General features: G+C 74.3%; 19 protein-coding genes. 13 read left to right on the forward strand and 6 right to left on the reverse strand.

What is annotated here, in order from left to right; translation table 11 throughout:
• Positions 1 to 1,239 carry a phosphoglycerate dehydrogenase gene (gene serA, locus Q6350_RS08600; RefSeq protein WP_305065946.1) on the reverse strand — a complete coding sequence of 413 codons (1,239 nt, stop codon included), beginning with the start codon at positions 1,237 to 1,239 and terminating at the stop codon, positions 1 to 3.
• A gap of 43 nt (positions 1,240 to 1,282) precedes the next feature.
• The gene (locus tag Q6350_RS08605; protein ID WP_305065947.1) at positions 1,283 to 3,544 is read right to left on the reverse strand and encodes an AAA family ATPase; all 2,262 of its coding nucleotides are present in this window, start codon (positions 3,542 to 3,544) and stop codon (positions 1,283 to 1,285) included.
• Between the two features lie 143 nt (positions 3,545 to 3,687).
• Here Q6350_RS08605 and Q6350_RS08610 point away from each other — a divergent pair, with 143 nt between their 5' ends.
• The 6 genes from Q6350_RS08610 to Q6350_RS08635 all read left to right on the forward strand — a co-directional run bounded on the left by Q6350_RS08610 (position 3,688) and on the right by Q6350_RS08635 (position 9,701).
• Complete coding sequence (locus tag Q6350_RS08610; protein WP_305065948.1) at positions 3,688 to 5,013, forward strand: PP2C family protein-serine/threonine phosphatase; 1,326 nt, start codon at positions 3,688 to 3,690, stop codon at positions 5,011 to 5,013.
• Entirely contained in the window at positions 5,003 to 6,172 is a 1,170-nt protein-coding gene (locus Q6350_RS08615; protein WP_305065949.1) for an ATP-binding protein, read from the forward strand. The genes Q6350_RS08610 and Q6350_RS08615 overlap by 11 nt, the downstream gene beginning before the upstream one ends.
• A gap of 130 nt (positions 6,173 to 6,302) precedes the next feature.
• Complete coding sequence (locus tag Q6350_RS08620; protein ID WP_305065950.1) at positions 6,303 to 7,739, forward strand: DUF1254 domain-containing protein; 1,437 nt, start codon at positions 6,303 to 6,305, stop codon at positions 7,737 to 7,739.
• A gap of 74 nt (positions 7,740 to 7,813) precedes the next feature.
• Positions 7,814 to 8,254: a response regulator gene (locus tag Q6350_RS08625; protein ID WP_304603717.1), complete on the forward strand. Its 441-nt coding sequence runs from the start codon at positions 7,814 to 7,816 to the stop codon at positions 8,252 to 8,254.
• Between the two features lie 95 nt (positions 8,255 to 8,349).
• Positions 8,350 to 9,282, forward strand: coding sequence for a PAC2 family protein (locus Q6350_RS08630; RefSeq protein ID WP_304603718.1), 933 nt, complete (start codon positions 8,350 to 8,352; stop codon positions 9,280 to 9,282).
• A gap of 215 nt (positions 9,283 to 9,497) precedes the next feature.
• Positions 9,498 to 9,701, forward strand: coding sequence for a cold-shock protein (locus Q6350_RS08635; RefSeq protein WP_171247753.1), 204 nt, complete (start codon positions 9,498 to 9,500; stop codon positions 9,699 to 9,701).
• Positions 9,702 to 9,769: 68 nt separating this feature from the next.
• Here the strand turns inward: Q6350_RS08635 and Q6350_RS08640 are convergent, their stop codons facing one another.
• Entirely contained in the window at positions 9,770 to 10,666 is an 897-nt protein-coding gene (locus Q6350_RS08640) for a spermidine synthase (protein WP_304603719.1), read from the reverse strand.
• 103 nt (positions 10,667 to 10,769) lie between these two features.
• Here Q6350_RS08640 and Q6350_RS08645 point away from each other — a divergent pair, with 103 nt between their 5' ends.
• From Q6350_RS08645 to Q6350_RS08655, 3 genes are read left to right on the forward strand one after another with little or no spacing between them, the layout of a single operon-like run.
• Positions 10,770 to 11,207, forward strand: a complete 438-nt coding sequence (locus Q6350_RS08645; protein ID WP_171247751.1) for an SAV_6107 family HEPN domain-containing protein — start codon at positions 10,770 to 10,772, stop codon at positions 11,205 to 11,207.
• Complete coding sequence (locus Q6350_RS08650) at positions 11,204 to 12,451, forward strand: DNA polymerase IV (RefSeq protein WP_305065951.1); 1,248 nt, start codon at positions 11,204 to 11,206, stop codon at positions 12,449 to 12,451. The genes Q6350_RS08645 and Q6350_RS08650 overlap by 4 nt, the downstream gene beginning before the upstream one ends.
• 53 nt (positions 12,452 to 12,504) lie before the next feature.
• The gene (locus tag Q6350_RS08655; protein WP_304603720.1) at positions 12,505 to 12,918 is read left to right on the forward strand and encodes a DUF3040 domain-containing protein; all 414 of its coding nucleotides are present in this window, start codon (positions 12,505 to 12,507) and stop codon (positions 12,916 to 12,918) included.
• A gap of 126 nt (positions 12,919 to 13,044) precedes the next feature.
• Here the strand turns inward: Q6350_RS08655 and Q6350_RS08660 are convergent, their stop codons facing one another.
• From Q6350_RS08660 to Q6350_RS08670, 3 genes are read right to left on the reverse strand one after another with little or no spacing between them, the layout of a single operon-like run.
• Positions 13,045 to 15,318: a transglutaminase domain-containing protein gene (locus Q6350_RS08660; protein WP_304607383.1), complete on the reverse strand. Its 2,274-nt coding sequence runs from the start codon at positions 15,316 to 15,318 to the stop codon at positions 13,045 to 13,047.
• Positions 15,315 to 16,640: a DUF58 domain-containing protein gene (locus Q6350_RS08665; protein ID WP_171247747.1), complete on the reverse strand. Its 1,326-nt coding sequence runs from the start codon at positions 16,638 to 16,640 to the stop codon at positions 15,315 to 15,317. Before Q6350_RS08665 ends, Q6350_RS08660 begins: the two co-directional genes overlap by 4 nt.
• A 2-nt stretch (positions 16,641 to 16,642) precedes the next feature.
• Complete coding sequence (locus tag Q6350_RS08670; protein WP_369810838.1) at positions 16,643 to 17,698, reverse strand: AAA family ATPase; 1,056 nt, start codon at positions 17,696 to 17,698, stop codon at positions 16,643 to 16,645.
• A gap of 270 nt (positions 17,699 to 17,968) precedes the next feature.
• Between Q6350_RS08670 and mraZ the strand changes: the two genes are divergently transcribed.
• From mraZ to Q6350_RS08690, 4 genes are all read left to right on the forward strand, one after another.
• Positions 17,969 to 18,442, forward strand: a complete 474-nt coding sequence (gene mraZ, locus Q6350_RS08675; RefSeq protein ID WP_304603722.1) for a division/cell wall cluster transcriptional repressor MraZ — start codon at positions 17,969 to 17,971, stop codon at positions 18,440 to 18,442.
• Between the two features lie 145 nt (positions 18,443 to 18,587).
• On the forward strand, positions 18,588 to 19,598 hold the full coding sequence (gene rsmH / locus Q6350_RS08680; protein ID WP_304603723.1) for a 16S rRNA (cytosine(1402)-N(4))-methyltransferase RsmH: 1,011 nt from the start codon (positions 18,588 to 18,590) through the stop codon (positions 19,596 to 19,598).
• Positions 19,595 to 20,017 carry a hypothetical protein gene (locus tag Q6350_RS08685; RefSeq protein WP_216077671.1) on the forward strand — a complete coding sequence of 141 codons (423 nt, stop codon included), beginning with the start codon at positions 19,595 to 19,597 and terminating at the stop codon, positions 20,015 to 20,017. The genes rsmH and Q6350_RS08685 overlap by 4 nt, the downstream gene beginning before the upstream one ends.
• A 59-nt stretch (positions 20,018 to 20,076) precedes the next feature.
• A complete protein-coding gene (locus tag Q6350_RS08690) occupies positions 20,077 to 21,936 on the forward strand; it encodes a penicillin-binding protein 2 (RefSeq protein WP_305065952.1) in 1,860 nt (619 codons plus the stop codon).
• The last annotated feature ends 6 nt before the right edge of the window (positions 21,937 to 21,942 follow it).

Below are 21,942 nucleotides of genomic sequence, written 5' to 3' on the forward strand. Positions count from 1 at the left end.
TCAGCCGGCCGCGGGCCCCGGCGGGAACTCCGGACGGTCGAAGGCGTCGCGGATACGGAGCCGCACCGTGGTGTCCATCGCCATGAGCTTGCTCGACGCACCGCGGTGCGTCACGTCGGAGATGTCGGTGACCACGTAGCCCAGGTCGCCGTGGGTGGCCAGCATCTGCGCCTCGATGTTCGCCCCGTGGTCGGCGAAGACCTGGTTCACCGCCGCCAGCACGCCGGGCACGTTCCGGTGCAGCAGGGCGATGCGCCCCACGCCGGTGTGCTCGAGCTGCAGGTTCGGCAGGTTGACGGACAGCATCGTCGAGCCCGTGAGCAGGTAGTCACGGAGCTTCTTGGCGACGAACTGCCCGATGTTCTGCTGGGCCTCCTCCGTCGACCCGCCCACGTGCGGGGTGAGGATGACGTTGTCGAGTCCCCGCAGCGGCGACTCGAAGTGGTCGCCACGCTTCTTCGGCTCGGTCGGGAAGACGTCGACGGCGGCCCCGGCGAGGTGGCCGCTGAGGATGTGCTCGCGCAGGGCCTCGACGTCCACGACGAAGCCGCGGGAGAGGTTGAGGAAGATCGCCCCCGGCTTCATCCGGGCGAAGAGGTCGTCGCCGAACAGACCGGCGTTGCCCTGCCGGCCGTCGACGTGGATGGTCACGGCGTCGGCGGTCTCGAGGAGCTCGCCGAGGGTCTCCGCACGGCGCGCGTTGCCGAGGGCCAGCTTCTCGGAGGTGTCGAAGAAGACGACGTTCATGCCGAGGTTCTCGGCGAGCACCGAGAGCTGGGACCCGATGTTGCCGTAGCCGATGATGCCCAGCGTGCGTCCCCGGACCTCGTGGGACCCGTCCGCCGTCTTGTCCCACAGGCCGTCGTGCAGCGCCTTGTCGCGGACGGTGAGCCGCCGCGTCAGGGCGATGATCTCCGACACGGCGAGCTCGACGACCGAGCGTGTGTTCGAGAACGGGGCGTTGAAGACCGCCACGCCGTGGCCCGCCGCGGCCCCGAGGTCGATCTGGTTGGTGCCGATCGAGAACGTCCCGACCGCGAGCAGGCCGGGGGACTCCTCGATCACCCGGCGGGTGACCTGGGTCTTGGACCGGATGCCGAGGATGTGGAAGTCGGCGAGCGTCTCGATCAGCTCGGACTCGTCGAGGGCACCGGGGCGGGACTCGACCTCGATCCCGGCCGACTCCAGGACGGCGACGGCGTCGGGGTGGATGTTCTCGAGAAGAAGGGCGCGCAGCACGCCCCTATGGTGCGCCTCGCGGGGCACCGGGGCCAAACGTGTCTCACCCCTCGTGCATCAGCCCCGCGGGGAGCTCGCCGGCGTGCACGACCACGAGGCGCTGCGTGGGGCGCGTCATGGCCACGTACAGGTCGCCCCAGCCGCCGGACCCGGCGGCGACCGCCGCCGGCTCGACGACGACGACGGCGTCGAACTCCAGACCCTTGATCTCCCGCGGCGAGGCCACGAGCACCTGCGCGTCCTCGGGACGCTGGGCGGCCAGCCGCCGGCCCTCCTCGGGCCCCAGCACCTCGCCGACGGCGGCGGCGACCGCGCCGCGCAGCCCGCTCACCCGGTCCGCCGGCGCGATGACGGCCACGCGTCCGGCGCCGTCGGGGTCCACGTGCCGGCGGGCCTCCTCGGCGGCACGGCGAGCGGTCTCCCCCACGAGGTCGTCCGTCGGGACGACGACGAGGGAGTCGGGCGCGTCGCGCGCCGCGGTCAGGGGCGAGACGGGCAGACCCGCCGCCACGGCCACCCGCTGCGCGGTCGTGGCGACCTCTGCGGGGGTCCGGTAGGAGACGGTGAGCTCGTGCAGGCGCCAGCCGTCGCGGAGCACGGAGCCGAGCGTCTTCTGCCAGGACCGGGCGCCGGCCGCCGAGGACGTCTGGGCGACGTCCCCCACGATCGTCAGCGACCGGGAGGGCACCCGGCGGACCAGCGTGTGCCAGGCCATCGGGCTGAGCTCCTGCGCCTCGTCGACCACGACGTGGCCGTAGGTCCAGGAGCGGTCCGCCGCCGCCCGCTCCGCCGTCGTCAGGGACGGCCCCGACTCCGCGAACCGCGCGGCCAGCGTCTCGGCGTCGACCATGCCCTGGCCGGCACCGGTGCTGGCGAGCGTCTGGCGGGCGTACTCGATCTCGGCGGCGCGCCGCGCCTCGGCCGCCCGGGCCTCGGCCCGGGCGACGCTGTCGTCCTCGCCGAGCAGCTCCGCGGCCTCGTCCAGGATCGGCACGTCGGCCTCGGTCCAGGGTGCGTCGGGGTCGCGGCGCAGCGCCTCCCGCTCCGCGTCGGACAGCTCGGGTGCCGCCTCGGCGAGGCGGTGCGGCTTGGACCACAGGTCGGCGACGAGCCGCTCGGGCGTGATGGGGAACCAGGCCAGGTTGATCGCCACGCGCACGTCACGGTCCGCCCGCAGGTCCTCGGTGAGCACGGCGAGGTCGTGCTCGGTGACCTCGCGCTGCGTGCGCTCGCGGTACTGCTCGACCAGCTGGCCGAGCATCTCGCGCACGAAGGTGGCGCGCGCCTCGTTGTGCGGCTTGTGCGTCCGTCGTGCCCGGGAGATCGCGTCGCGCACGTCGCGGCGGCGCACGTGCAGCTCCACCCCGTCGATCCGCACCGGCACGTCCGTCGCGGGCACCCGTTCGCGGGCCCGCACGGCACGCTTGACCGCGGCGCGCCACAGCAGACGGCCCTTGATCTCGGCGGCGACCGGGTCCTCGACGGCGTCGGCCGTCACCCCGGGCAGGAGCTCGGCGATGGTCGTGGACACCACGCCGGTCTCGCCGAGGGAGGGCAGGACCTGGTCGATGTACCGCAGGAACGAGCGGCTGGGGCCGACGAGCAGCACGCCGGAGCGTTCCAGCAGCCGCCGGTGGGCGTACAGCAGGTAGGCGGCACGGTGCAGGGCGACCGCCGTCTTGCCCGTCCCGGGACCGCCCTGGACGACGACGGCGCCGCCGAGCTCGTCCCGCACGATGCGGTCCTGCTCGCCCTGGATGGTCGCGACGATGTCGGACATGCGCCCGGTCCGCCGCCGCGCCAGGGACGCCAGCAGCGCTCCCTCCCCGGACAGGCTGGAGGCGTCCAGGCCGTCGTCGACGGCGTCCAGGTCCAGGACCTCGTCCTCCAGGCCCGTCACCGTGCGTCCGGCGGTCACCACGTGCCGACGGCGTCGCACGCCGTCGGGGTGGCGCGCGGTGGCGCGGTAGAAGGCTTGCGCGGCGGGTGCGCGCCAGTCGGTCAGCAGCGCGCGGTGCTCGTCGTCGGTCAGGCCGATCCGGCCGATGTACCGCTCCTCGCCGGACTCGAGGTCGAGACGGCCGAAGGCGAGGCGGTCCTCGACGGCGTCGAGCCGGGCGGCGCGGTCCTCGTACATGGTCGCGAAGGCGTCGCGCTCGCTACGGTTCTGCGGCGAGCCGGAGGGTCCCTCGCGCCGGACCGCCGCGAGCCGCGCGCGCGCCGTGGCGCGCAGCTCGTCGAGTCGCGCGTAGAGGCGGTCGACGACCGCCTGCTCGCGTGCCAGCTCGTCGTGCCTGCCCGCCACGCGTCCTCCAGGTGCTGCTCGGTGTGCGGCCGACCATCATTCCACGTCCGTGACCCCTGTCGTGTCCCGCCCCGGGTGATCTGGGGCGGCGCGCCGCCGCGCCACCGGTGACGTGGACCACAGCGGCGCATAGGATCCCGACCATGAGCAGCGGCGACGGGGGTCAGGAGGAGGCCGGGGACCCCGCGGGGGGCGCGCTGCCGTGCGTCCTGCTGGTCGAGGACGACGACGGCGACGCCCTGCTGGTCACCGAGCTCCTCGCCGACGCGGAGATCGACGTCGAGCTGCGTCGCGCGGTGTCGGTCTCCCAGGCGGCGGCCGAGGTCGCCACCGGTGCGGTGGACTGCCTCCTGGTGGACCTCGGGCTCCCGGACGCGGCGGGTCTGACGGCCGTGCAGCGGCTGCGCCACGTGGGCGCCCGGCACGCCGCCTCGCCCGCCCTCGTGGTGCTGACGGGGCACAGCGGGGTCGATCTCGGCGTCGAGGCGGTGGCGGCCGGGGCCGACGACTACCTCGTCAAGGGTGAGGTCGGACCGGACCTGCTCGGCCGGTCCCTACGCTACGCGCTGCAGCGCCGGCGGTCGGCGGAGCAGGAACGTGCCCTGTACCGCGGCCGGATCCGGGCGGCCGAGACCGCGAGGCTGGAGAAGGCCCTGCTGCCCACGCCCCTGGTCGACGACGAGGCCGTGTCCGTGCTCGTGGGATACCTGCCCGGCGGGGAGGGGCTCCTCGGCGGAGACTTCTTCGACACCGTCGAGCTGCCCGACGGCCGGGTGCTCTCGGTGATCGGGGACGTCGCCGGCCACGGGCCCGACGAGGCCGCGCTCGGCGCGACGCTCCGGACCGCGTGGCGGACGCTCGTGCTCACCGGGACCCCGCCCCAGGCGATCTTCCCCGCGCTGGAGACGGTGCTGCACACCGAACGTGCGCGTCCGGAGATCTTCGTGACGCTGTGCCAGGTGACCGTGCAGGCCGACCGGTCCGCCGTCGAGATCTGCCTCGCCGGTCACCTCGCCCCGATGCTGCTCACCGGGACGGACGGCACCCTGGGGTGCGAGGTCCTCGCGCCGGTCGAGCGTGGTCGCGCCCTCGGCGTGCCGGTGCCCGGGGGGTGGAGATCGCAACGGCTCGAGCTCGGGGGTCCGTTCGCGGTCGTCACCTACACCGATGGTCTGGTGGAGGCGTCGCTGGCCGCCGACGAGTCGTCCGCACCGGGTCGGGTCGGACGGCGGCGGGCCGCGTTGCGCGTGGGCGTGGCCGGTCTGGCCGACCTCGTCCGCGACGAGGTCGAGCGCGCAGGTCTCGGCGGGGTCGTCGAGAGGGTGCTGCGCCGGGTCCGGCGCCTGCACGGTGGCCCCCTGGCGGACGACGCCGCGATGCTGGTCGTCGGCTGGACCGGGTCCGAGGACGTGCCGGGCGAGCGCTCCGCCATGCTCGCGGACTCCGTGGAGTGGCCCGATGAGTCCTGAACGCTCCGTGCTGGACCGCGCGCGCCGGCTGCTGCGCTGGGGGACGGTGGCCCTCGTCGCCGGGCTGCTGCTGGCCCTGGTCGCCACGCTGGGTTCGCAGCGGCTGCTGGAAGCCGGTGCCGACGCCGCGGCGATCGACGACGCCCGGGTGTGGAACGAGGTGCTCCTGGCCGTGGTGGTCGTGCTGGGCGGCGTCGGCGTCGGCGTCGCCGTCACGGTCCTGCGCGAGGTGCGCCGGGGCCTGACGGTCCCGCTGGCCACCCTGGCCGCCGAGGTCCGCGCCGCCAGCACGGGCGAGCACGACCACGAGATCCCTCCGGTGGGTTCGGGCGAGGTCGCGGCCCTGGCGCGCGACGTCGAGGCGATGCGGCGCGAGCTGGTCGAGCAGGTCGCCGACGCCCGCGCGGCGCACCAGGAGGTGGAGGACGCCCACCTGCGGCTGCGCGAGCAGGCCGCCGAGCTGGAGCGGTCGAACCGCGACCTGGAGCAGTTCGCCTACGTCGCCTCCCACGACCTGCAGGAGCCGCTGCGCAAGGTCGCCAGCTTCACCCAGCTCCTGCAGAAGCGCTACGGCGACCAGCTCGACGACCGGGCCGACCAGTACATCGCCTTCGCCGTGGACGGGGCGCACCGCATGCAGCGGCTCATCCAGGACCTGCTCAGCTTCTCGCGGGTAGGGCGCTCCGGCGGCCGGCGCGAGGACGTCGACCTGTCCGACGTGCTCGACCAGGTCCTGTCCGACCTGTCGCACCGCCTCGCCGAGAAGGACGGCGAGGTGACCAGCGACCCGCTGCCGATGGTCGAGGGGGAGCGCGGCCCGCTGACGATGCTGATGCGCAACGTCGTGGGCAACGCGCTGAAGTTCGCCCACCCGGACCGGCCGCCGCGCGTGCACGTGTCGGCCCGGCGGGTGAGCGGCCCCGACGGCGAGGAGTGGGAGCTGGCGTGCACGGACAACGGGATCGGCATCGACCCGCAGTACGCCGAACGCGTCTTCGTGATCTTCCAGCGCCTGCACCCCAAGGAGGTGTACAGCGGCACCGGGATCGGGCTCGCGCTCGTCAAGCGGGTCGTCGAGCATCACGGCGGCAGGGTGTGGATCGACCCGGAGGTGACCACCGGGACCACCGTCCGGTGGACGCTGCCGGCGGCCCGGTGACCCGGGTCCGCTGCCGGGCCAGCATCGGGTGGACCTGAGGCCGCCGTTCCGCCGACAGGGCGAGCGTTCGCCGGATGCAGGACGATGCGAGCAGGCGGCCCGCGTTCGTCGAGAGGACACCACGATGCGCATGACCACGAGCGTCCCGGAGGGCATCGCGACGCCGGACGAGCTGCACACCCGCATCGGCACGCTCCGGCTCCACGACGGGGTGCCGGACGAGGAGACGACCAGGCTGGTCTACGACAACCTCGACTTCCAGCGTGCGGTGCAGGCGTACCTGTCGAGCATCCAGATCGCCTCGATGCGTGCGATGCGCGCGGGGATCCTCGCCCAGGGTCCGGCGAACACCACGATCGTGGCGTTCGAGTCGATGATGGACTCCCGCGCGCTGTTCCTCACGCCGAACACGACCAGCGTCTACATGATGTCGTGGCTGGACCTGAGCGACGGGCCGCTCGTCGTGGAGACCCCGCCGGACGTCCTGGGGATCATCGACGACAGCTGGTTCCACTACGTGGCCGACTTCGGCAACGCCGGTCCCGACCGGGGCCGGGGCGGACGGTTCCTCGTCCTGCCCCCAGGCCACGACGGTGAGGTGCCCGACGGGTACCACGTGGTCCGCACGCAGACCTTCGGCAACTGGGTGGTCTGGCGGGGCTTCCCGGTGGACGGCGACCCGGCGCCCGCGGTGCGGACGACCCGCGAGCGGTTCAGCATCCACCCCCTCGGCAGCGACCCCGTCGAGATGACGATGGTCGACGTGTCGGGGACCGAGCTGAACACCGTCCACCGGATGGACGCGGCACTGTTCGACGAGGTCGCCGCGACGGTGCGCACCGAACCGCCGGACGGCCAGGATCCGGAGATCCTCGGGCTGCTGGCCTCGATCGGCATCCGCCACGGTGCGCCGTTCGCGCCCGACGCGCGGATGCGGCGGATCCTCGCCGACGCGGCCGACGTCGGCGCGGCCACGGTCCGGGCGCTCGCGGCCCGGCCGCGCGACGAGGAGTACTACCTCTACCCGGGGGAGCGCGTCTGGCAGAACCCCTTCGTCGGGGGGAGCTACGAGTTCCTGCGCGACGGCGCTCGGCTGCTCGACGCCCGTGCCTACATGCACTTCTACGCCACGGGCATCACGCCGGCGATGAGCATGGCGATGGTCGGCAAGGGCTCGCAGTACGCCGTGGCGTACCTCGGCGCCGACGGAGCACCGTTGGACGGGTCGGAGACCTACGTCGTCCACCTGCCCCCCGACGTGCCGGCCCAGGACTTCTGGTCGTTCGTCGTCTACGACAACCAGACCCGGTCCATGCTGCAGACGGACCAGCGGCTGCCCGGCATCAGCAGCGCCCGGGGGGCCGAGCAGAACGCCGACGGGTCGTTCGACGTGTACTTCGGGCCCGAGCGGCCGTCGAACGGCGCGACGAACTGGGTCCAGACCGTCCCCGGGCGGGGCTGGAACATGCTGTTCCGCCTCTACGGTCCCCTCGAGACCTGGTTCGACCGGACCTGGCGGCCGGGCGACCCGACCCGGATCGACCAGGGCGGGGGGCCCGCGGCCTAGGCGGCTCCGCCCTCCCGCGGGACCGGGCGGGCGTCGACCGTGCCGCCCGGCGCCGTGCGACTAGGGTGTCGTCCATGGCGGAGCAGCAGGTCGGCATCGAGGTCCTCCTGGTCGAGGACGACCCCGGTGACGTGCTCATGACCCGCGAGGCCTTCGCCGAGCACAAGGTCGCCAACACGCTGTGGGTCGTCTCGGACGGGGTCAGCGCGATGGAGTTCCTCCGCAAGGAGGGCCAGCACGCCGCCGCCCCCACCCCGGACCTGGTGCTGCTGGACCTCAACCTGCCCCGGATGGACGGCCGCGAGGTCCTGGCGTCGGTCAAGCAGGACGCCGCGCTGCGGCACATCCCGGTGGTGGTGCTGACGACCTCCGAGGCGGAGGAGGACGTGCTGCGTTCCTACAGCCTGCACGCCAACGCCTACGTCACCAAGCCCGTCGACTTCGAACGGTTCATCGACGTCGTGCGGCAGATCGACGACTTCTTCGTCTCGGTGGTGCGCCTGCCGCAGCGGTGAGCGCTCCCGGCGGCCGGGATGATCTCGGGCGCGGCGTGGGTTGTGGGTCGGCAGAGGTGCGACCGCACCCCGGAGCCGGTTCGTGAGGAGGAACGGTGCAGGACCCGCAGGGCATCTACGAGGTGGATCACGACGCGGTGGCGCGGACCCTGGGCACGGCCGACGAGGGCGGACCCGCCGCGGCGCCCGTCCTGGTGCACGCGGTGCGCGGTTTCGTGGACGCCGGTGCCACCGGGGAGCTCGCGGCGGAGCACCTCCTGGGGAGCTTCACGCCGACCCGCCTGGTGACCTTCGACGTCGACCAGCTCGTCGACTACCGGTCCCGCCGCCCGCCGATGACGTTCGACGCGGACCGCTGGGCCGGGTACGACGCACCCGTCCTGGCGCTCGACCACCTGGCCGACGACGAGGGCACCGGCTTCCTGCTGCTGCACGGGACCGAGCCGGACCTGCAGTGGGAGCGGGCCGCGGCCGCGGTGCGGCGGATCGTCGACGAGCTGGGTGTGTCGCTGACCGTCGGGCTGCACGGCATCCCGATGGCCGTCCCGCACACCCGGCCGCTGACCCTGACGGTGCACGGGACCCGGGAGGGGCTGGTCGACGAGCAGACGACCTACTTCGGCCGCGTGCAGGTCCCGGGCTCCTGGGAGGCGCTCCTGGAGTACCGCCTCGGCGAGACCGAGCACGACGCGATGGGGTTCGCGGTGCACGTCCCGCACTACCTGGGGCAGTCGCGGTACGTCCCCGCGGCGGTCCTGGCGCTGCAGCAGCTCGAGAAGGCCACCGGGCTCGCGCTGCACACCGGGGCCCTCGACGAGGCGGCGGGCCAGGCGCGGGTCGAGGTCGCCGAGCTCGTCGCGGAGAACGAGGAGGTGGCGTCCGTCGTGCACCAGCTCGAGGAGCAGTACGACGCCTTCGCACGGTCGGTGGGCCGGCAGAACCTGCTCGCCGAGGACTCGTCCCTGCCGACGGCGGAGGAGCTGGGCGCCGAGTTCGAGCGCTTCCTGGCCGAGCGCGGCGACGACTGAAGGTTCCCGCGGCCGCCCGCCCGCCGGGTCGGACGTGTCGGCTGCGTGACACCTGCCGGTCATCGCCGCCCATTCCGTGCAAACCGGTGTGTTCCATGCCACACTTGCCGCGTTGCATCGGCGGAGCAGCGCACGAGCCGGCGTCGACCGCCCGCTGCGACGGCGGGTGCCCGTCCGGGGCTCCCGTGCATCGGACGGAAGATCGAAGGATCAGCATGGCGCAGGGTTCCGTGAAGTGGTTCAACGCTGAGAAGGGCTACGGGTTCATCGCCCAGGACGACGGCGGTGCCGACGTCTTCGTGCACTACTCGGCGATCCAGACGCAGGGGTACCGCACGCTCGACGAGGCGCAGCGGGTCGAGTTCGAGATCACGCAGGGGCCCAAGGGGCCCCAGGCGGAGCAGGTCGTCCCGATCTGAGGCGTACCCGACCGGCGCAGGCCGTCTCCCCGCCGGGGAGACGGCCTGCGCCGTTCCCGGGCGCGTCGTCACGGCAACGGTGCGACCGAGCCGGTGAACCGGGCCAGCTCCTCGCCGGCGAGCACGTGCGCCGGAACGGCCAGCGACCGCAGCGCGCGGCCCAGGGCCGGCGCGCGGACGTCGAGCGAGGGCGGCCCGTCCGGGTCCGTCTCACCGTCGGGCGTCGGCGCCACCGCGACGATCGTCACGTTGCCGTACCGACGTCCCTTGAGGATCGCGGGCTCGGCCACCAGCGCGAGGCGGCCGCCGTCGATCGCGCCCGGTCCGAGGGCCTCGGCGAAGGCCGCGACCTCGCGCCGTGCCGTGGTCAGCGGCGGGCGGTCGGCGCAGTTCGCCAGCACCACCCCGCCCGGCCGCACCGCGCGGACGCACGCGCGGGCGAACGCCGTGCCGACGAGGTGGTCGGGGGTCGTGTCCCCGGCGAACACGTCCCGGACGACGACGTCGGCCAGCCCGGGGGACAGGCCCGCCAGCGCGTGCCCGGCGTCGTCCGCGCGGAGCCGCAGCGCGGGGGAGCGGGGCAGCTCGAACCAGTGGCGGACGAGTCGCAGCAGCTCGGCGTCGACGTCCACGCCGATCTGACGCGAACCGGGCCGGGTGTGATCGACGTAGCGGGGGAGGGCGCAACCGGCGGCGCCGAGGTGGACGGCACGCAGCGGGCCGTCCGGGAGCGCGTCGACGACCGCGGCCATCTGCTGCAGGTACTCGAAGGCGAGGAACCCCGCGTCGCCGAGGTCGAGGCAGGAGCTCGGTACGTCGTTGACGTAGAGGGTCAGGCGCTCGGGGTCCTCCGGGTCGGTCTCGACGCGTGCCGTCCCGGTGTCGATCGGCACCTCCCCGGCGGGCAGTGTCGGTGCCTCGCGGGAGGATCGGGGGCGACGGGCGCGCCGGGAGCGTGGAGCCATGGCCGACATTCTCCCCGAGCGGTCCGCGATCTTGACAGGAGTCGAACAGGTGTTCGACGATGAGGTGGCGGGACGAACCCGCTCTGGGGTCTGGAGGTGTGTGATGTCCGCACAAGACGACGTCCCGATGCCGGAGCGCGTCCAGCAGCTGCTCGCCCGCGCCGACGCCGAGCTCGCCGAGGCCGTCGACGCGCGGGACAGCGGCGACCGGTTCGTGCACGCGCACCTGGCGGCGCTCCGTGCGGCCGCCGCCGTGGTCGCCCGGCACGACGACGTGCCGCGCCGTGGCCGCGCGCGGCCGGTGTGGGAGCTGCTGAGCCGTGTCGAGCCCGAGCTGGCGGCCTGGAGCGTCTACTTCGCCTCGGGCGCGCGGCTGCGGGCGGTCGTGGACTCCGGCCACGGCGACCAGGTGCCCGCTCGCCGTGCCGACGAGCTGCTCGCGTGCGCCGAGGACTTCCGTGACGAGGTCGGCCTGCGGCTCGACCCGCGTGCCGGGTTCGCGCTGACGCGTCTGCGGGACCGCTCGACGGCGGCGTCGTGAGTCGCGGGCCGCGTTCGGCGGACGTGCGCCGGGACTGGGGGAGCGACGAGGACGGCGCCACGATCCTGCACGTCGACATGGACGCCTTCTTCGCCTCCGTCGAGCTGGCCCGCCGGCCGGAGCTGCGGGGGCGCCCGGTCATCGTCGGAGGACGGGACCGCGGCGTGGTGCTGGCCGCCACCTACGAGGCCCGGGCGTACGGCGTCCGGTCCGCGATGGCGATGTCCCAGGCGCTGCGACGGTGCCCCCAGGCGGTCGTGGTGCGCCCGGACCACCAGGCCTACCGCGACGTGTCGCGGTCGGTCATGGAGATGCTCGGGGACATCACCGCCGTGGTCGAGCAGGTGTCGGTCGACGAGGCCTACCTCGACGTCGCGGGGGCGCGTCGTCGCCTCGGTCTGCCGACCGAGATCGGTGCCGCCCTGCGTGAACGGGTGCGGTCCGAGCACGGCGTGACCTGCTCGGTCGGGATCGGTCGCAACAAGCTCGTCGCCAAGCTGGCCTCGACGCACGCGAAGCCGGACGGCCTGCTGCTCGTCCCGCGCGACGCGACCGAGCCGTTCCTGCGAGCCCTGCCCGTCGGGGCCCTGACCGGCGTCGGGGACAAGACCGAGGCGGTGCTGGCCCGGTGGGGCATCACCACCGTCGCCCAGCTCGCCGACTCCGAGGTGGACGTGCTGCGTACCGCGGTCGGCCCCGTCGCGGGACAGCACCTGCACGACCTCGCCTGGGGTCGGGACTCCCGTCCGGTGGTCGCCGGTCGGCCGGAGCGCAGCATCGGCGCCGAGTCGACGTTCGAGCGGGACCTGCGGGACACGGACGACCTGGTGGCCCGGCTCCGCGAGCTCGCGGACCGCGTCGCCGCAAGGCTGCGCCGGCACGACGTCGTGGCGCGGACCGTCACCCTGAAGCTCCGCACCAGCGACTTCCGCACGGTGAACCGGTCGCGGACCCTCGAGGCGCCGACGGACGTGGCCCAGGAGCTCTTCTCGGTCGCGCGGGAGCTGCTGGTCGGGGTGGACCGGGGAGGGCTCGCGGTACGGCTCGTGGGCGTCCGCGCGGAGAACCTGCGCCCGCGGTCCGGGCTGTCGAGCCAGCCCACCCTGTTCGACGCCGAGGACGACCGGGGCGAGGCCCGTCGGGAGGCCGAGATCGCCGTCGACGCGGTGCGGGCGCGGTTCGGGCGGTCCGCGGTGGCGCTGGGGGCGAGCTTCGCCCCGCCGTCGACTACCATGGACCCCTGAGCGGGCATATCCTAGAAGAACGTCAGTGGACCACAGCGAGATCGGGGGGCCCGATGCCTCTGTCGGAGTACGAGCAGCGCGTGCTGGAGCAGATGGAGCGCGCGCTGGAGAGCGACGACCCCCGGTTGGCGACCACGCTCCAGCACTCACGCCGCCGTTCTCCGCTGCGCTTCGTGCTCGCCGGGGCGGGCGTGGTGCTCGGTCTGCTGCTCCTGGTGATCGGTGCCGCGTCGCAGATGGCGTGGCTCGGCGTCGTCGGGTTCGCGCTGATGTTCGCCGGCGTGGCGTTCGTCTTCGCGGCGCCGCGCAAGAAGGGGCCGCAGGGCGTCGTCAAGGGTGACGGCACCGTGTCGCCGTCGGCGGCCTCCTCGGGGAGGACCACCCGGACGGCCAAGAAGCCCAAGAGCTCGGGGTTCCTCAACCGGCTCGAGGAGCGCTGGAACCGACGTCGCGACGAAGGCCGTTGAGCACCTGACCCGTCGGGCGCCCGCGCACGACGCCCGGCTCGCACCGCGGCGATCGCCGAACGTCCGCGTGGATGCGTGACCTGCTGGACCTGGTCGGACACCCGCTGAGCACCCGGCCGGACGTCGTCACCGACCGGACGTCGCGGTCCGTCGCGCCCGACGACCCTGCGCCAGTCCGCCGGCCACCGTCTCGGCCAGCTCGGCCAGGTCGTCGTCCTGCGCCTCCTCGACGGGGGCGGCGTACCGGCTCCGTTCGACGGCGTCGGCGATCCGCTGCAGGCCGTCGCGCACCTCGGGGGAGGGCCGTTGCCCGTGCGCCCGGGTCACCGCGGTGACGATGGCCTCCGGCGCCTGACGCGGCGTCGTCGGCGGTGGCAGGGTCACCCCGTTCTTGGCCAGCGCGGCGAGCACCTGCTCCCAGGCGCGCTCGGCGTCCACGGGGCGGTCCTCGCGCCGGCGACGCAGCAGGAAGCCGCCGGCGACGCCCGCCGCCACGACGACGATTCCGCCGACGACCCAGACCCAGGGCTCGGGGCCCTCGGGACCCCCACCACCACCGGCGGGCACCGCGACCGGTGGCTGCGAGACGACCTCGTCCTGGCCCAGACGTTCCTGCGGCGGCACCTGCTCGGGCACCTCGGGAGCCTGGTCCTGCTGACCGGCGGCGGGCCCGTCCCGCGGCGTCGTGTGGGCGGGCGGTGCGCCGGTCTGGACCGCCGGGGTCGGTTCGAACCGCACCCATCCGACCCCGTCGAAGTACAGCTCCGGCCAGGCGTGCGAGTCCTGGCCGGTCACCTGCCAGGTCGCCTGCTCCCCGGAGTCGGACTCGGACACCACCTCGCCGGGCAGGAACCCGACCGCGAGCCGTGCGGGGATGTCGAGCGTGCGGGCCATCATCGTCATCGTGGTGGCGAACTGCACGCAGTAGCCCGTCCGGTGCTGGAGGAAGTCCCAGACCGGGTCGCCCGTGCCGCCGCGCGGCAGCTCGGTGGAGTACGTGAAGGACGACGGGTCGCGCAGCCAGCGTTGCAGCGCGACGGCCTGGTCGTACGCCGTCGGTCCGTCGCCGGCGACCTCCTCGGCGAGCGCGGCCACGTCGGCGGCGCGGTCGGTCTCGGGGACCTGCAGGTACGCGTCCACCGCCGTGCCCGGACCGGCCGCGCGGAGCCGTTCCGGGTCGAGGTCGCGCGGTCGGACCGCGACGTCGAAGGTCTCGCCCTCGTCCGTCCGGTCGCCGACCACCTCGTCCCGGACCGCGTCGTAGCCCCAGGTGCCGCCGACGGTCACGCGCCGCGGCTCGCCCGGCACGGGGAGCTGGTCGTCGCGCAGCGACCCGACCGTGACCGCCACGGCCCGGGCGTCGGCCAGGGCGTCACGGTCGACGTCCTCGGGCCAGAGCAGGTCGTCGGGCCCGAACGGCTCGCCGGAGCGCTCGTCCCCGCGCTGCCACCGTCGGCCGTCGAACGCGGACGTGGTGTAGGTGCGCCAGGGACCGACCCCCTCGGTGGGGCCGGTGTAGGTCAGCACGACCTCGCTCGACCGTTCGGTCAGGCTGCCGAGCACGTCTAGGTCCTCGGCGAGCTGGATGGCGTCGCCCGAGGTGGTGAACGTCTGGTACCAGGCCCCCGCGTAACCGGGCAGCGACTCCGAGGCGGTGGCGACGAGCCCCGCGCCGGCGGCGACCACGACCGCCACGGCCGTGGTGACCACGGCCCGCAGACCCTCGGCGCGGCGTACCGAGCGCGGTGGCTGCTCACGCTGACGGGTCCGGGGGCCGCCCCGGGGCGAGACCGTCAGCAGCAGCAGCAGCGCGGCGACCACGACGACGAAGACCAGGCGCGGCACCGAGCCGACGAGGACCAGCGGCGGGGCCCAGAGGGCGAGCAGCGGCAGCCCGACGCCGGCGTGCCAGTGCAGGCCGCCCGCCAGGGCGTCGGCCAGCAGCAGCACGGCCAATGTGCCGCCCACCGTGAGCAGCGCCATCGGCAGCGTGCCCGGTACCGGGGCGACCTCGGACCGGATGATCTCGCCCGCCTCGCCCAGCCGTGCCACCACCCGGCTGACGTGCTCGGGGCCGACGATCAGGTCCGCCGCGGACGTCGGGGCGCCGTAGCGGGACAGGACGAACCACGCGGCGACCAGCGCGCCGGCGAGGGTGGGCAGGGCCGAGCCGCTCCCGGCGTCCCCCGCGACACCGCGGCGCCGCGCGCGGGCCTCCAGCAGGCCACGCGTGGTGGTCGTCGTGACCGTCACGAGCACGATGCCCAGCACCCCGGTACGCACCCACGGACCGGGCAGGACGAGCTGGGTCAGCGCCGTCATCGACGCCGCGACGGCCAGCGCGACCAGTGCGCCCGTGGCGACGAGCCGCGCGACCGGACCGGCGTACGGGGGGATCATGCGACGCGCTCCGTCAGTGCGGACCACACGCGTTCCGGCGGCGTGCCGGGGGCGCAGGTCGTCACGCGCCACCCCGCGGAGCGCAGGTCGTCGGCCGTGGGCTCCACGTCGTGGCGCATGCCCTCCGCCCGGGGGACGACCAGCAGCGCCCAGGCGACGCCGTCCGCCCCCAGCGAGGCGACCGCGTGGCGGGTCGGACCCGTGGTGGGCCCGAGGACGGCGACCGTGATCTCGGACTGCCGGCGGTCGGCCCGCAGCGCCTGGACGGTCTGCTCCAGGGCACGGGTGGCGGCCGCCCCGCGCAGGCCGCTCAGGTCCACGGTCGAGTCCAGCATCACGGCGCGACCGGTCCGGGCCCCGCTGAGGTGCGTCGCCGGCTGGTGGGTACCGCCGGTGGCGGACAACCGGGTGGGATGACCCGCCTCGAGGAAGGACGTGGCGATCGACGCGGCCAGCTCGACGGCCCACTCGCCGTCCTCGACGGTGGCGTGGGTCGGTGCGCGTCCGCCCGGCCGCTCGTCCGAGGCGGGCGCGAGCAGGCCGCTGTCGAGCAGCACCGTGACCGGACGCAGGCCCGCGCTCTCGTCGGCCCTCACCATGAGCCGGCCCTGGCGTGCCGATCCCGCCCAGTGGACCCGGCGCGGGTCGTCCCCCGGCACGTACTCGCGGATGACGGAGTCGTCGGAGGAGGCCAGCCGGGCGCCGGACGCGGCCCGGTCGACGTCACCGAGCGCCGCGCTGTGCGCGGGCACGTGCGTCGTGCGCGGCCAGACCGACACCGGCGTGCTCGCCCCGAGCGGCTGCGTGGTGCGGGCCAGGCCGAAGACGTCGCTCCGCGTGGTCAGGACGGGTCCGAGCGACCAGCGCCCCCGGCGCACCGGGGCGATCGTGTACTGCACCGCGACGCGGTCGGGGTGGGCGCGCACCCGGGCGCGGATGCCGTGCGGTCCGGCGAGCTCGTGCGCCGCCTGCTCGGACAGGCGCAGCCGGGCGAGCCGTTCGAACGCGGCTCCGGTCCGCGCCCGGGCGCGGACGACGAGCTGGGTGGTCGCGTGCTGCCCGGCCACCACGGGGTGGGGGTCGAGCCGGCGTTCCACGTCCAGCGCGCCGCGACCCGCGTCGAGCCGCTGCACGCCGAGCGAGACCCATGCGGCGAGCACCACCAGCAGGGCCGCGGCCCCGAGGCCCACGAGGTCGGGCAGGTCCAGCACGACGCCGACGACCACCAGGACGCCCCCGGCGCTGATCAGCGCCGCGCCGCGTGCCGTCGGCCGGACGCGGACCAGGCGGCGCAGCGCGCTCGTGACCTGCTCGACGTTCATCGTCAGCGGGGCTGGCGTGGCACGGCGGCGCCGCCGGGGGCGGCGTGCGCCCGGGCGGGCACCGGGGTCTGCCGGAGGACCTCCTCGATGATGCCCGGACCGTCCAGCCCGGTCAGCCGGGACTCGGTGGACAGCACCAGGCGGTGCGCCAGGACCGGGACCGCCAGCGCCTGGACGTCGTCCGGCAGGACGTGCATCCGCCCGGCCATCGCGGCGTGGGCCTTGGCGACCTTGAGCAGCTGCAGCGAGGCGCGGGGCGAGGCGCCGAGACGCAGCCCGGCGTGATCACGGGTCCGCCCCACCAGGTCCAGGATGTACTGCTTGACCGCGGGTGCCGCGTGCACCGCGCGGACCCATCCCGCGTAGCGCAGCATCGTGTCGGCGTGCGTGACCGGCTGGAGGTGGGCCAGCGGGTCTCCCGACGACTGGGCGTCGAGCATGGCCATCTCGGCCTCGTTGTCGGGGTACCCGACCGCGAGCCGGGCCATGAAGCGGTCCCGCTGCGCCTCGGGGAGCGGGTAGGTGCCCTCCATCTCGACCGGGTTCTGCGTCGCGACCACGAGGAAGGGCTTCGGCAGGACGTAGGTGGACCCGTCGACGGTGACCTGTCCCTCCTCCATGCACTCCAGCAGCGCGGACTGCGTCTTCGGCGAGGCCCGGTTGATCTCGTCGCCGATCACGACGTTGTTGAACACGGGACCGGGCCGGAACTCGAACTCACCGGTGGCCGAGCGGTAGACGTTCACGCCGGTGAGGTCGCTCGGCAACAGGTCGGGGGTGAACTGCACACGGCCGACACGGGAGTCGATCGTGCGCGCCAGTGCCTTGGCCAGGGTGGTCTTGCCCACACCCGGCACGTCCTCCACCAGCAGGTGCCCGCCGGCGAGGAGCACGGCGACGGTCAGCCGGGCCAGGTCGGGCCGCCCGGTCACGACGCCCTCCACCTGTTCGCGCACGTGGCTCGTGGTCGTCACGAGCTCGCGCAGGCCGGCCCGCAGGGCCTCCTGCCCGTCCTCGTTGGGCGGCGGCAGGGTGCCGGTGACGTGGTCGGTCTGCACGGTGCGGCCTCCGGTCGCGGGACGGTACGTCTTGCAGCCTAGCCCGTCCCGGGCGTGTCTCGTGAGTCGGGTCACCCGCTGAGGGGCTCTCGGGGAGTGGTTCCGCGGGGTGCGGTGGTGCCTGGCCCTCCACTTCACCCCCACCTCTCTGACCTGCGCAGACATGGGGAGGAAGTGCGCAGGTGGAGGGGAGGCGGCCGAATAGCCGCGCCCGGTGGAGGAAAGTGGAGTAGCGTGGAGGAAGCGGGAGCCCGAGGGGAGGTGCGGACCGTGGCAGGAACGCTGGGAGACCAGTTCCCGGGGACCGGGCTGCTGCTCGGCACGTACACCCCGAGGCTCGACGAGAAGGGGCGGCTCATCCTGCCGGCGAAGTTCCGTTCCCGACTCGCCGCCGGGCTCGTCATGACGCGGGGGCAGGAGCGTTGCGTGTTCCTGCTGCCGATGGACGAGTTCTCCCGCATGTACGAGCAGGTCCGGCAGGCGCCGGTCACCAGCCGCCAGGCACGCGACTACCTGCGCGTGTTCCTGTCGGGGGCGAGCGACGAGGTGCCGGACAAGCAGGGCCGCGTGGTGATCCCCGCGAACCTGCGAGAGTACGCGGGCCTCGGCCGGGACGTCGCCGTGATCGGCGCCGGCACCCGGGTCGAGGTCTGGGACGCCGGAGCGTGGGAGAGCTACCTGTCCGCGCAGGAGGCCGACTACTCCGACGTGGCCGAACAGATCTTCCCCGACCTGCAGTTCTAACCGACCGACGACGACATCAGCACAGCCGCGGCCCCGCACGGCGAGGCCTCTCCCCGCGAGGGTCTGGCGCACTTCCCCGGCGCCAGAACGACGCGGAGGGAGACCTGGTCGGGCGGGGCCGTCACCGACAGGAAGGAGAGGGCCCGTGAGCGACGACGCGACGCGACCGACGAGCGACCGGCACCTGCCCGTGCTCCTGCAGCGGTGCGTGGACCTCCTCGCGCCGGCCCTGGCCGAGCCCGGCAGCGTGCTGGTGGACTGCACCCTCGGCATGGGCGGGCACACCGAGGCCGTCCTCGAACAGGTCCCGACGACACGGGTGCTCGGCATCGACCGCGACCCGCAGGCGCTCGAGCTGGCGAGCCGACGGCTGGCCCGGTTCGGGGAGCGCTTCACCCCGGTCCACGCCGTGTACGACGAGATCGAGGACGTCGTCGACGAGCACGCGGGCGGCGCGGTCCAGGGAGTGCTCATGGACCTGGGGGTGTCCTCGCTGCAGCTCGACGAGCCGGAGCGCGGGTTCTCCTACGCACAGGACGCACCGCTGGACATGCGGATGGACCCGTCGCGGGGCATGACGGCCGCCGACGTGCTGAACACCTACGACGAGGCGGACCTCGTCCGCGTCCTGCGCCGCTACGGCGAGGAGAAGTTCGCCCCGCGGATCGCCCGTGCGGTGGTCCGGCGGCGCGACCGCGAGCCGTGGGCCCGCACCGCCGAGCTTGCGGACGCGGTGCGCGCGGCGATCCCCGCCGCCGCGCGTCGGACCGGCGGCAACCCGTCCAAGCGGACCTTCCAGGCGTTGCGCATCGAGGTCAACGGCGAGCTCGAGGTGCTCGAACGTGCCGTCCCGGCGGCGATCGAGGTCCTCGCCGTCGACGGTCGGATCGTCGTGGAGTCCTACCACTCGCTGGAGGACCGCATCGTCAAGCGGGCGATCGCCCGCGGCACGACGTCCAGCGCCCCGCCGGACCTGCCGGTGGAGCCCGAGACCCACCGGCCGTACCTCGAGGCCCTCACCCGGGGCGCCGAGGAGGCGGACGAGGTCGAGCGGGCACGCAACCCCCGCTCGGCGTCGGTGCGGCTGCGCGCCGCCCGCCGCCTGCGTCCCACGCCCGCCCACATGCTCGGCCAGACCCGGAAGGAGTCACGATGAGCGCTCTGCGAGCCACCACCGTCCACCCGGTCCCGCGTGGCGAACCCACCCCTCGCCGCGCGCCGCTGCGTGCCGTCGAGGGCGGTGCGGGCCGCCGCCTGGACGCCGTCCGCGCGCCCCTGCAGGCGACCTCGGGGCTGCCCTTCATGGTCCTGTGCGCCCTGGTGCTGGTCGCCGCGCTCCTGTCGGCGCTGCTGCTCAACACGACCATGGCGCGCGGTTCCTACGAGATGTCCCAGCTGCAGCGCGAGGCCGGTCTCGTGGCGCAGGACGTCCAGGAGGTGCGTGCCGAGCTGCGGGCCGCCGAGGCGTCCCTGCCCGAGCAGGCCGACCGCCTCGGCATGGTCCCCGCCGAGGAGATCACCATGCTCTCCGCCGCCGACCGTTCCGTCGTCCCGGAGCCGACGGAGCAGCCGTGACCCCGACACGCCCGGTGCGCCGCCGCACCGGACGGTCCGCGGGGGAGCACGATCGTGCTGTGCAGTCCACGAGACGACCGGACGGCCGTCGGCGCGGTGCCGCACCGGTGGCACGCGGAGGCGCGGGCGCCGGGCGGGGCCGCCCGGCGCGCCCGGCGGGACGGACGGCGGGGGACCCCGAGCGGCGTCAGCGCTGGCTGATCGTGCTGGCGGCCCTCGTGGTGACCCTGTTCGTGGGCCGGCTCGTGGACGTCCAGGTCATCCAGGGGCCGGCGCTCGCCTCCACGGCCCAGCAGGCGCGGCTGGCGACCCAGGTCACCCAGGCGCACCGCGGGGACATCCTCGACGTCGAGGGCCGGGTGCTGGCCACGTCCGTGGACCGCTACCGGATCGTGGCCAACCAGGTGAACATCCAGGGGTTCCGGGGCAACGGCCGCCACGACGCGGACGGTGAACCGGTGCAGGACGGTGCCCTCGGTATCGCCCAGCTCCTCGCCCCGGTGCTGGGGGAGAGCCGGGCCACGCTCGGCGCCCGGCTCAACGGGGAGGACCAGTACGTCGTCCTGGCCGCCGACGTCGTCCCGGAGGTGCAGCGGGCCGTCTCGGCCCTCGGCCTGTACGGCTACGTCTTCTCCTACCTCACGTCCGAACGGACGTATCCCGCCGGCACGGTGGCCGGCCCGCTGCTCGGGCACGTCAACAGCGAGCAGTCCGGCGTGGGCGGGCTCGAGGCCTCGTTCGACGACGTCCTGTCCGGGACCGACGGCACCCTGACCTACGAACGGGGCCGGGACGGGGCGCGCATCCCCACCTCCGAGCTCGAGTCGGTGCCGGCCGAGCCGGGCGGGGACGTCCAGCTCACCCTGGACTCCGACGTCCAGTGGAAGGCGGAGGAGCTGCTCGACGAGGCCGTCGCGGACACCGGGTCGGCCTACGGGATCGCGATCGTCCAGGACCTCCGCACCGGCGACGTGGTCTCGATGGCCGACTCCGGTGACGTCGACCCGAACGGGACCTCCGGGGACGTCGCCGACGGCTCGCGGGCGGTGAACGTCGTCTTCGAGCCGGGGTCCACGGGCAAGGTGATCTCCATGGCGGCCGCCCTCGAGGGCGGCTACTGGGAGCCGACCGACGAGTTCGAGGTCCCGGACACCTACACGGTGGACGGCGAGACGTTCCGGGACTCGCACCCCCACGCGGTCGAGCGCTGGACCCTCGCCGGGATCCTGGCCCAGTCGTCCAACACCGGCACGGTGATGATGGGGCAGGAGATCCCGTTCGCGGTGCGCTACGACTACCTGCGCAAGTTCGGCTTCGGGCAGCGCACGGCCCTCGGCCTGCCGGGGGAGAGCGCGGGCCTGCTGCCCGACGAGGACATCGACGAGATCGAGAACCGCACGCCGTACACGGTGCTGTTCGGGCAGGGCGTCGCCGTCAGCGCGATGCAGGCGACCCAGGTCTTCTCGACCATCGCGAACGACGGCGTGCGCATGCCGGCCAACATCGTGGCGGGCACCCGGGCCGCCTCCGGGGAGTTCGTCCCCCGCGAGCGGGCGGAGGGGGCCCAGGTCGTGTCGCCGCAGACCGCGCAGGACGTCCTGACCATGATGGAGGCGGTCACCGAGGAGGACGGCACGGGGACGGCCGCCCAGGTGCCCGGCTACCGGGTCGCGGGCAAGACCGGCACGGCCCAGATGTTCGAGGGCGGCGGGACCACCTACGTCGCCTCGTTCATCGGCGTGGCACCCGCCGACGACCCCCGCTACACCGTGTCGGTGTTCCTCAAGAGCCCGCGGTCCTCGATCTACGGTGGTGTCGTGGCCGCACCGGTGTTCAGCGAGCTGATGGGCTACGTCCTGCGTGCGGACGGCGTGCCGCCCTCCGAGGAGCCGGCCGACCTGTTCCCGCTGACCTGGTGACGGGCC

The sequence above is a fragment of the Isoptericola sp. b515 genome, from assembly GCF_030588125.1.
Classification (GTDB): domain Bacteria; phylum Actinomycetota; class Actinomycetes; order Actinomycetales; family Cellulomonadaceae; genus Isoptericola; species Isoptericola sediminis.

Coding starts and splice junctions, on each gene's coding strand:
- Q6350_RS08610 (WP_305065948.1), top strand. CDS start 3,688: ATGAGCAGCGGCGACGGGGGTCAGGAGGAGGCCGGGGACCCCGCGGGG.
- Q6350_RS08615 (WP_305065949.1), top strand. CDS start 5,003: ATGAGTCCTGAACGCTCCGTGCTGGACCGCGCGCGCCGGCTGCTGCGC.
- Q6350_RS08620 (WP_305065950.1), top strand. CDS start 6,303: ATGACCACGAGCGTCCCGGAGGGCATCGCGACGCCGGACGAGCTGCAC.
- Q6350_RS08625 (WP_304603717.1), top strand. CDS start 7,814: ATGGCGGAGCAGCAGGTCGGCATCGAGGTCCTCCTGGTCGAGGACGAC.
- Q6350_RS08635 (WP_171247753.1), top strand. CDS start 9,498: ATGGCGCAGGGTTCCGTGAAGTGGTTCAACGCTGAGAAGGGCTACGGG.
- Q6350_RS08640 (WP_304603719.1), bottom strand. CDS start 10,666: ATGGCTCCACGCTCCCGGCGCGCCCGTCGCCCCCGATCCTCCCGCGAG.
- Q6350_RS08645 (WP_171247751.1), top strand. CDS start 10,770: ATGTCCGCACAAGACGACGTCCCGATGCCGGAGCGCGTCCAGCAGCTG.
- Q6350_RS08655 (WP_304603720.1), top strand. CDS start 12,505: ATGCCTCTGTCGGAGTACGAGCAGCGCGTGCTGGAGCAGATGGAGCGC.
- Q6350_RS08660 (WP_304607383.1), bottom strand. CDS start 15,318: ATGATCCCCCCGTACGCCGGTCCGGTCGCGCGGCTCGTCGCCACGGGC.
- Q6350_RS08665 (WP_171247747.1), bottom strand. CDS start 16,640: ATGAACGTCGAGCAGGTCACGAGCGCGCTGCGCCGCCTGGTCCGCGTC.
- Q6350_RS08685 (WP_216077671.1), top strand. CDS start 19,595: ATGAGCGCTCTGCGAGCCACCACCGTCCACCCGGTCCCGCGTGGCGAA.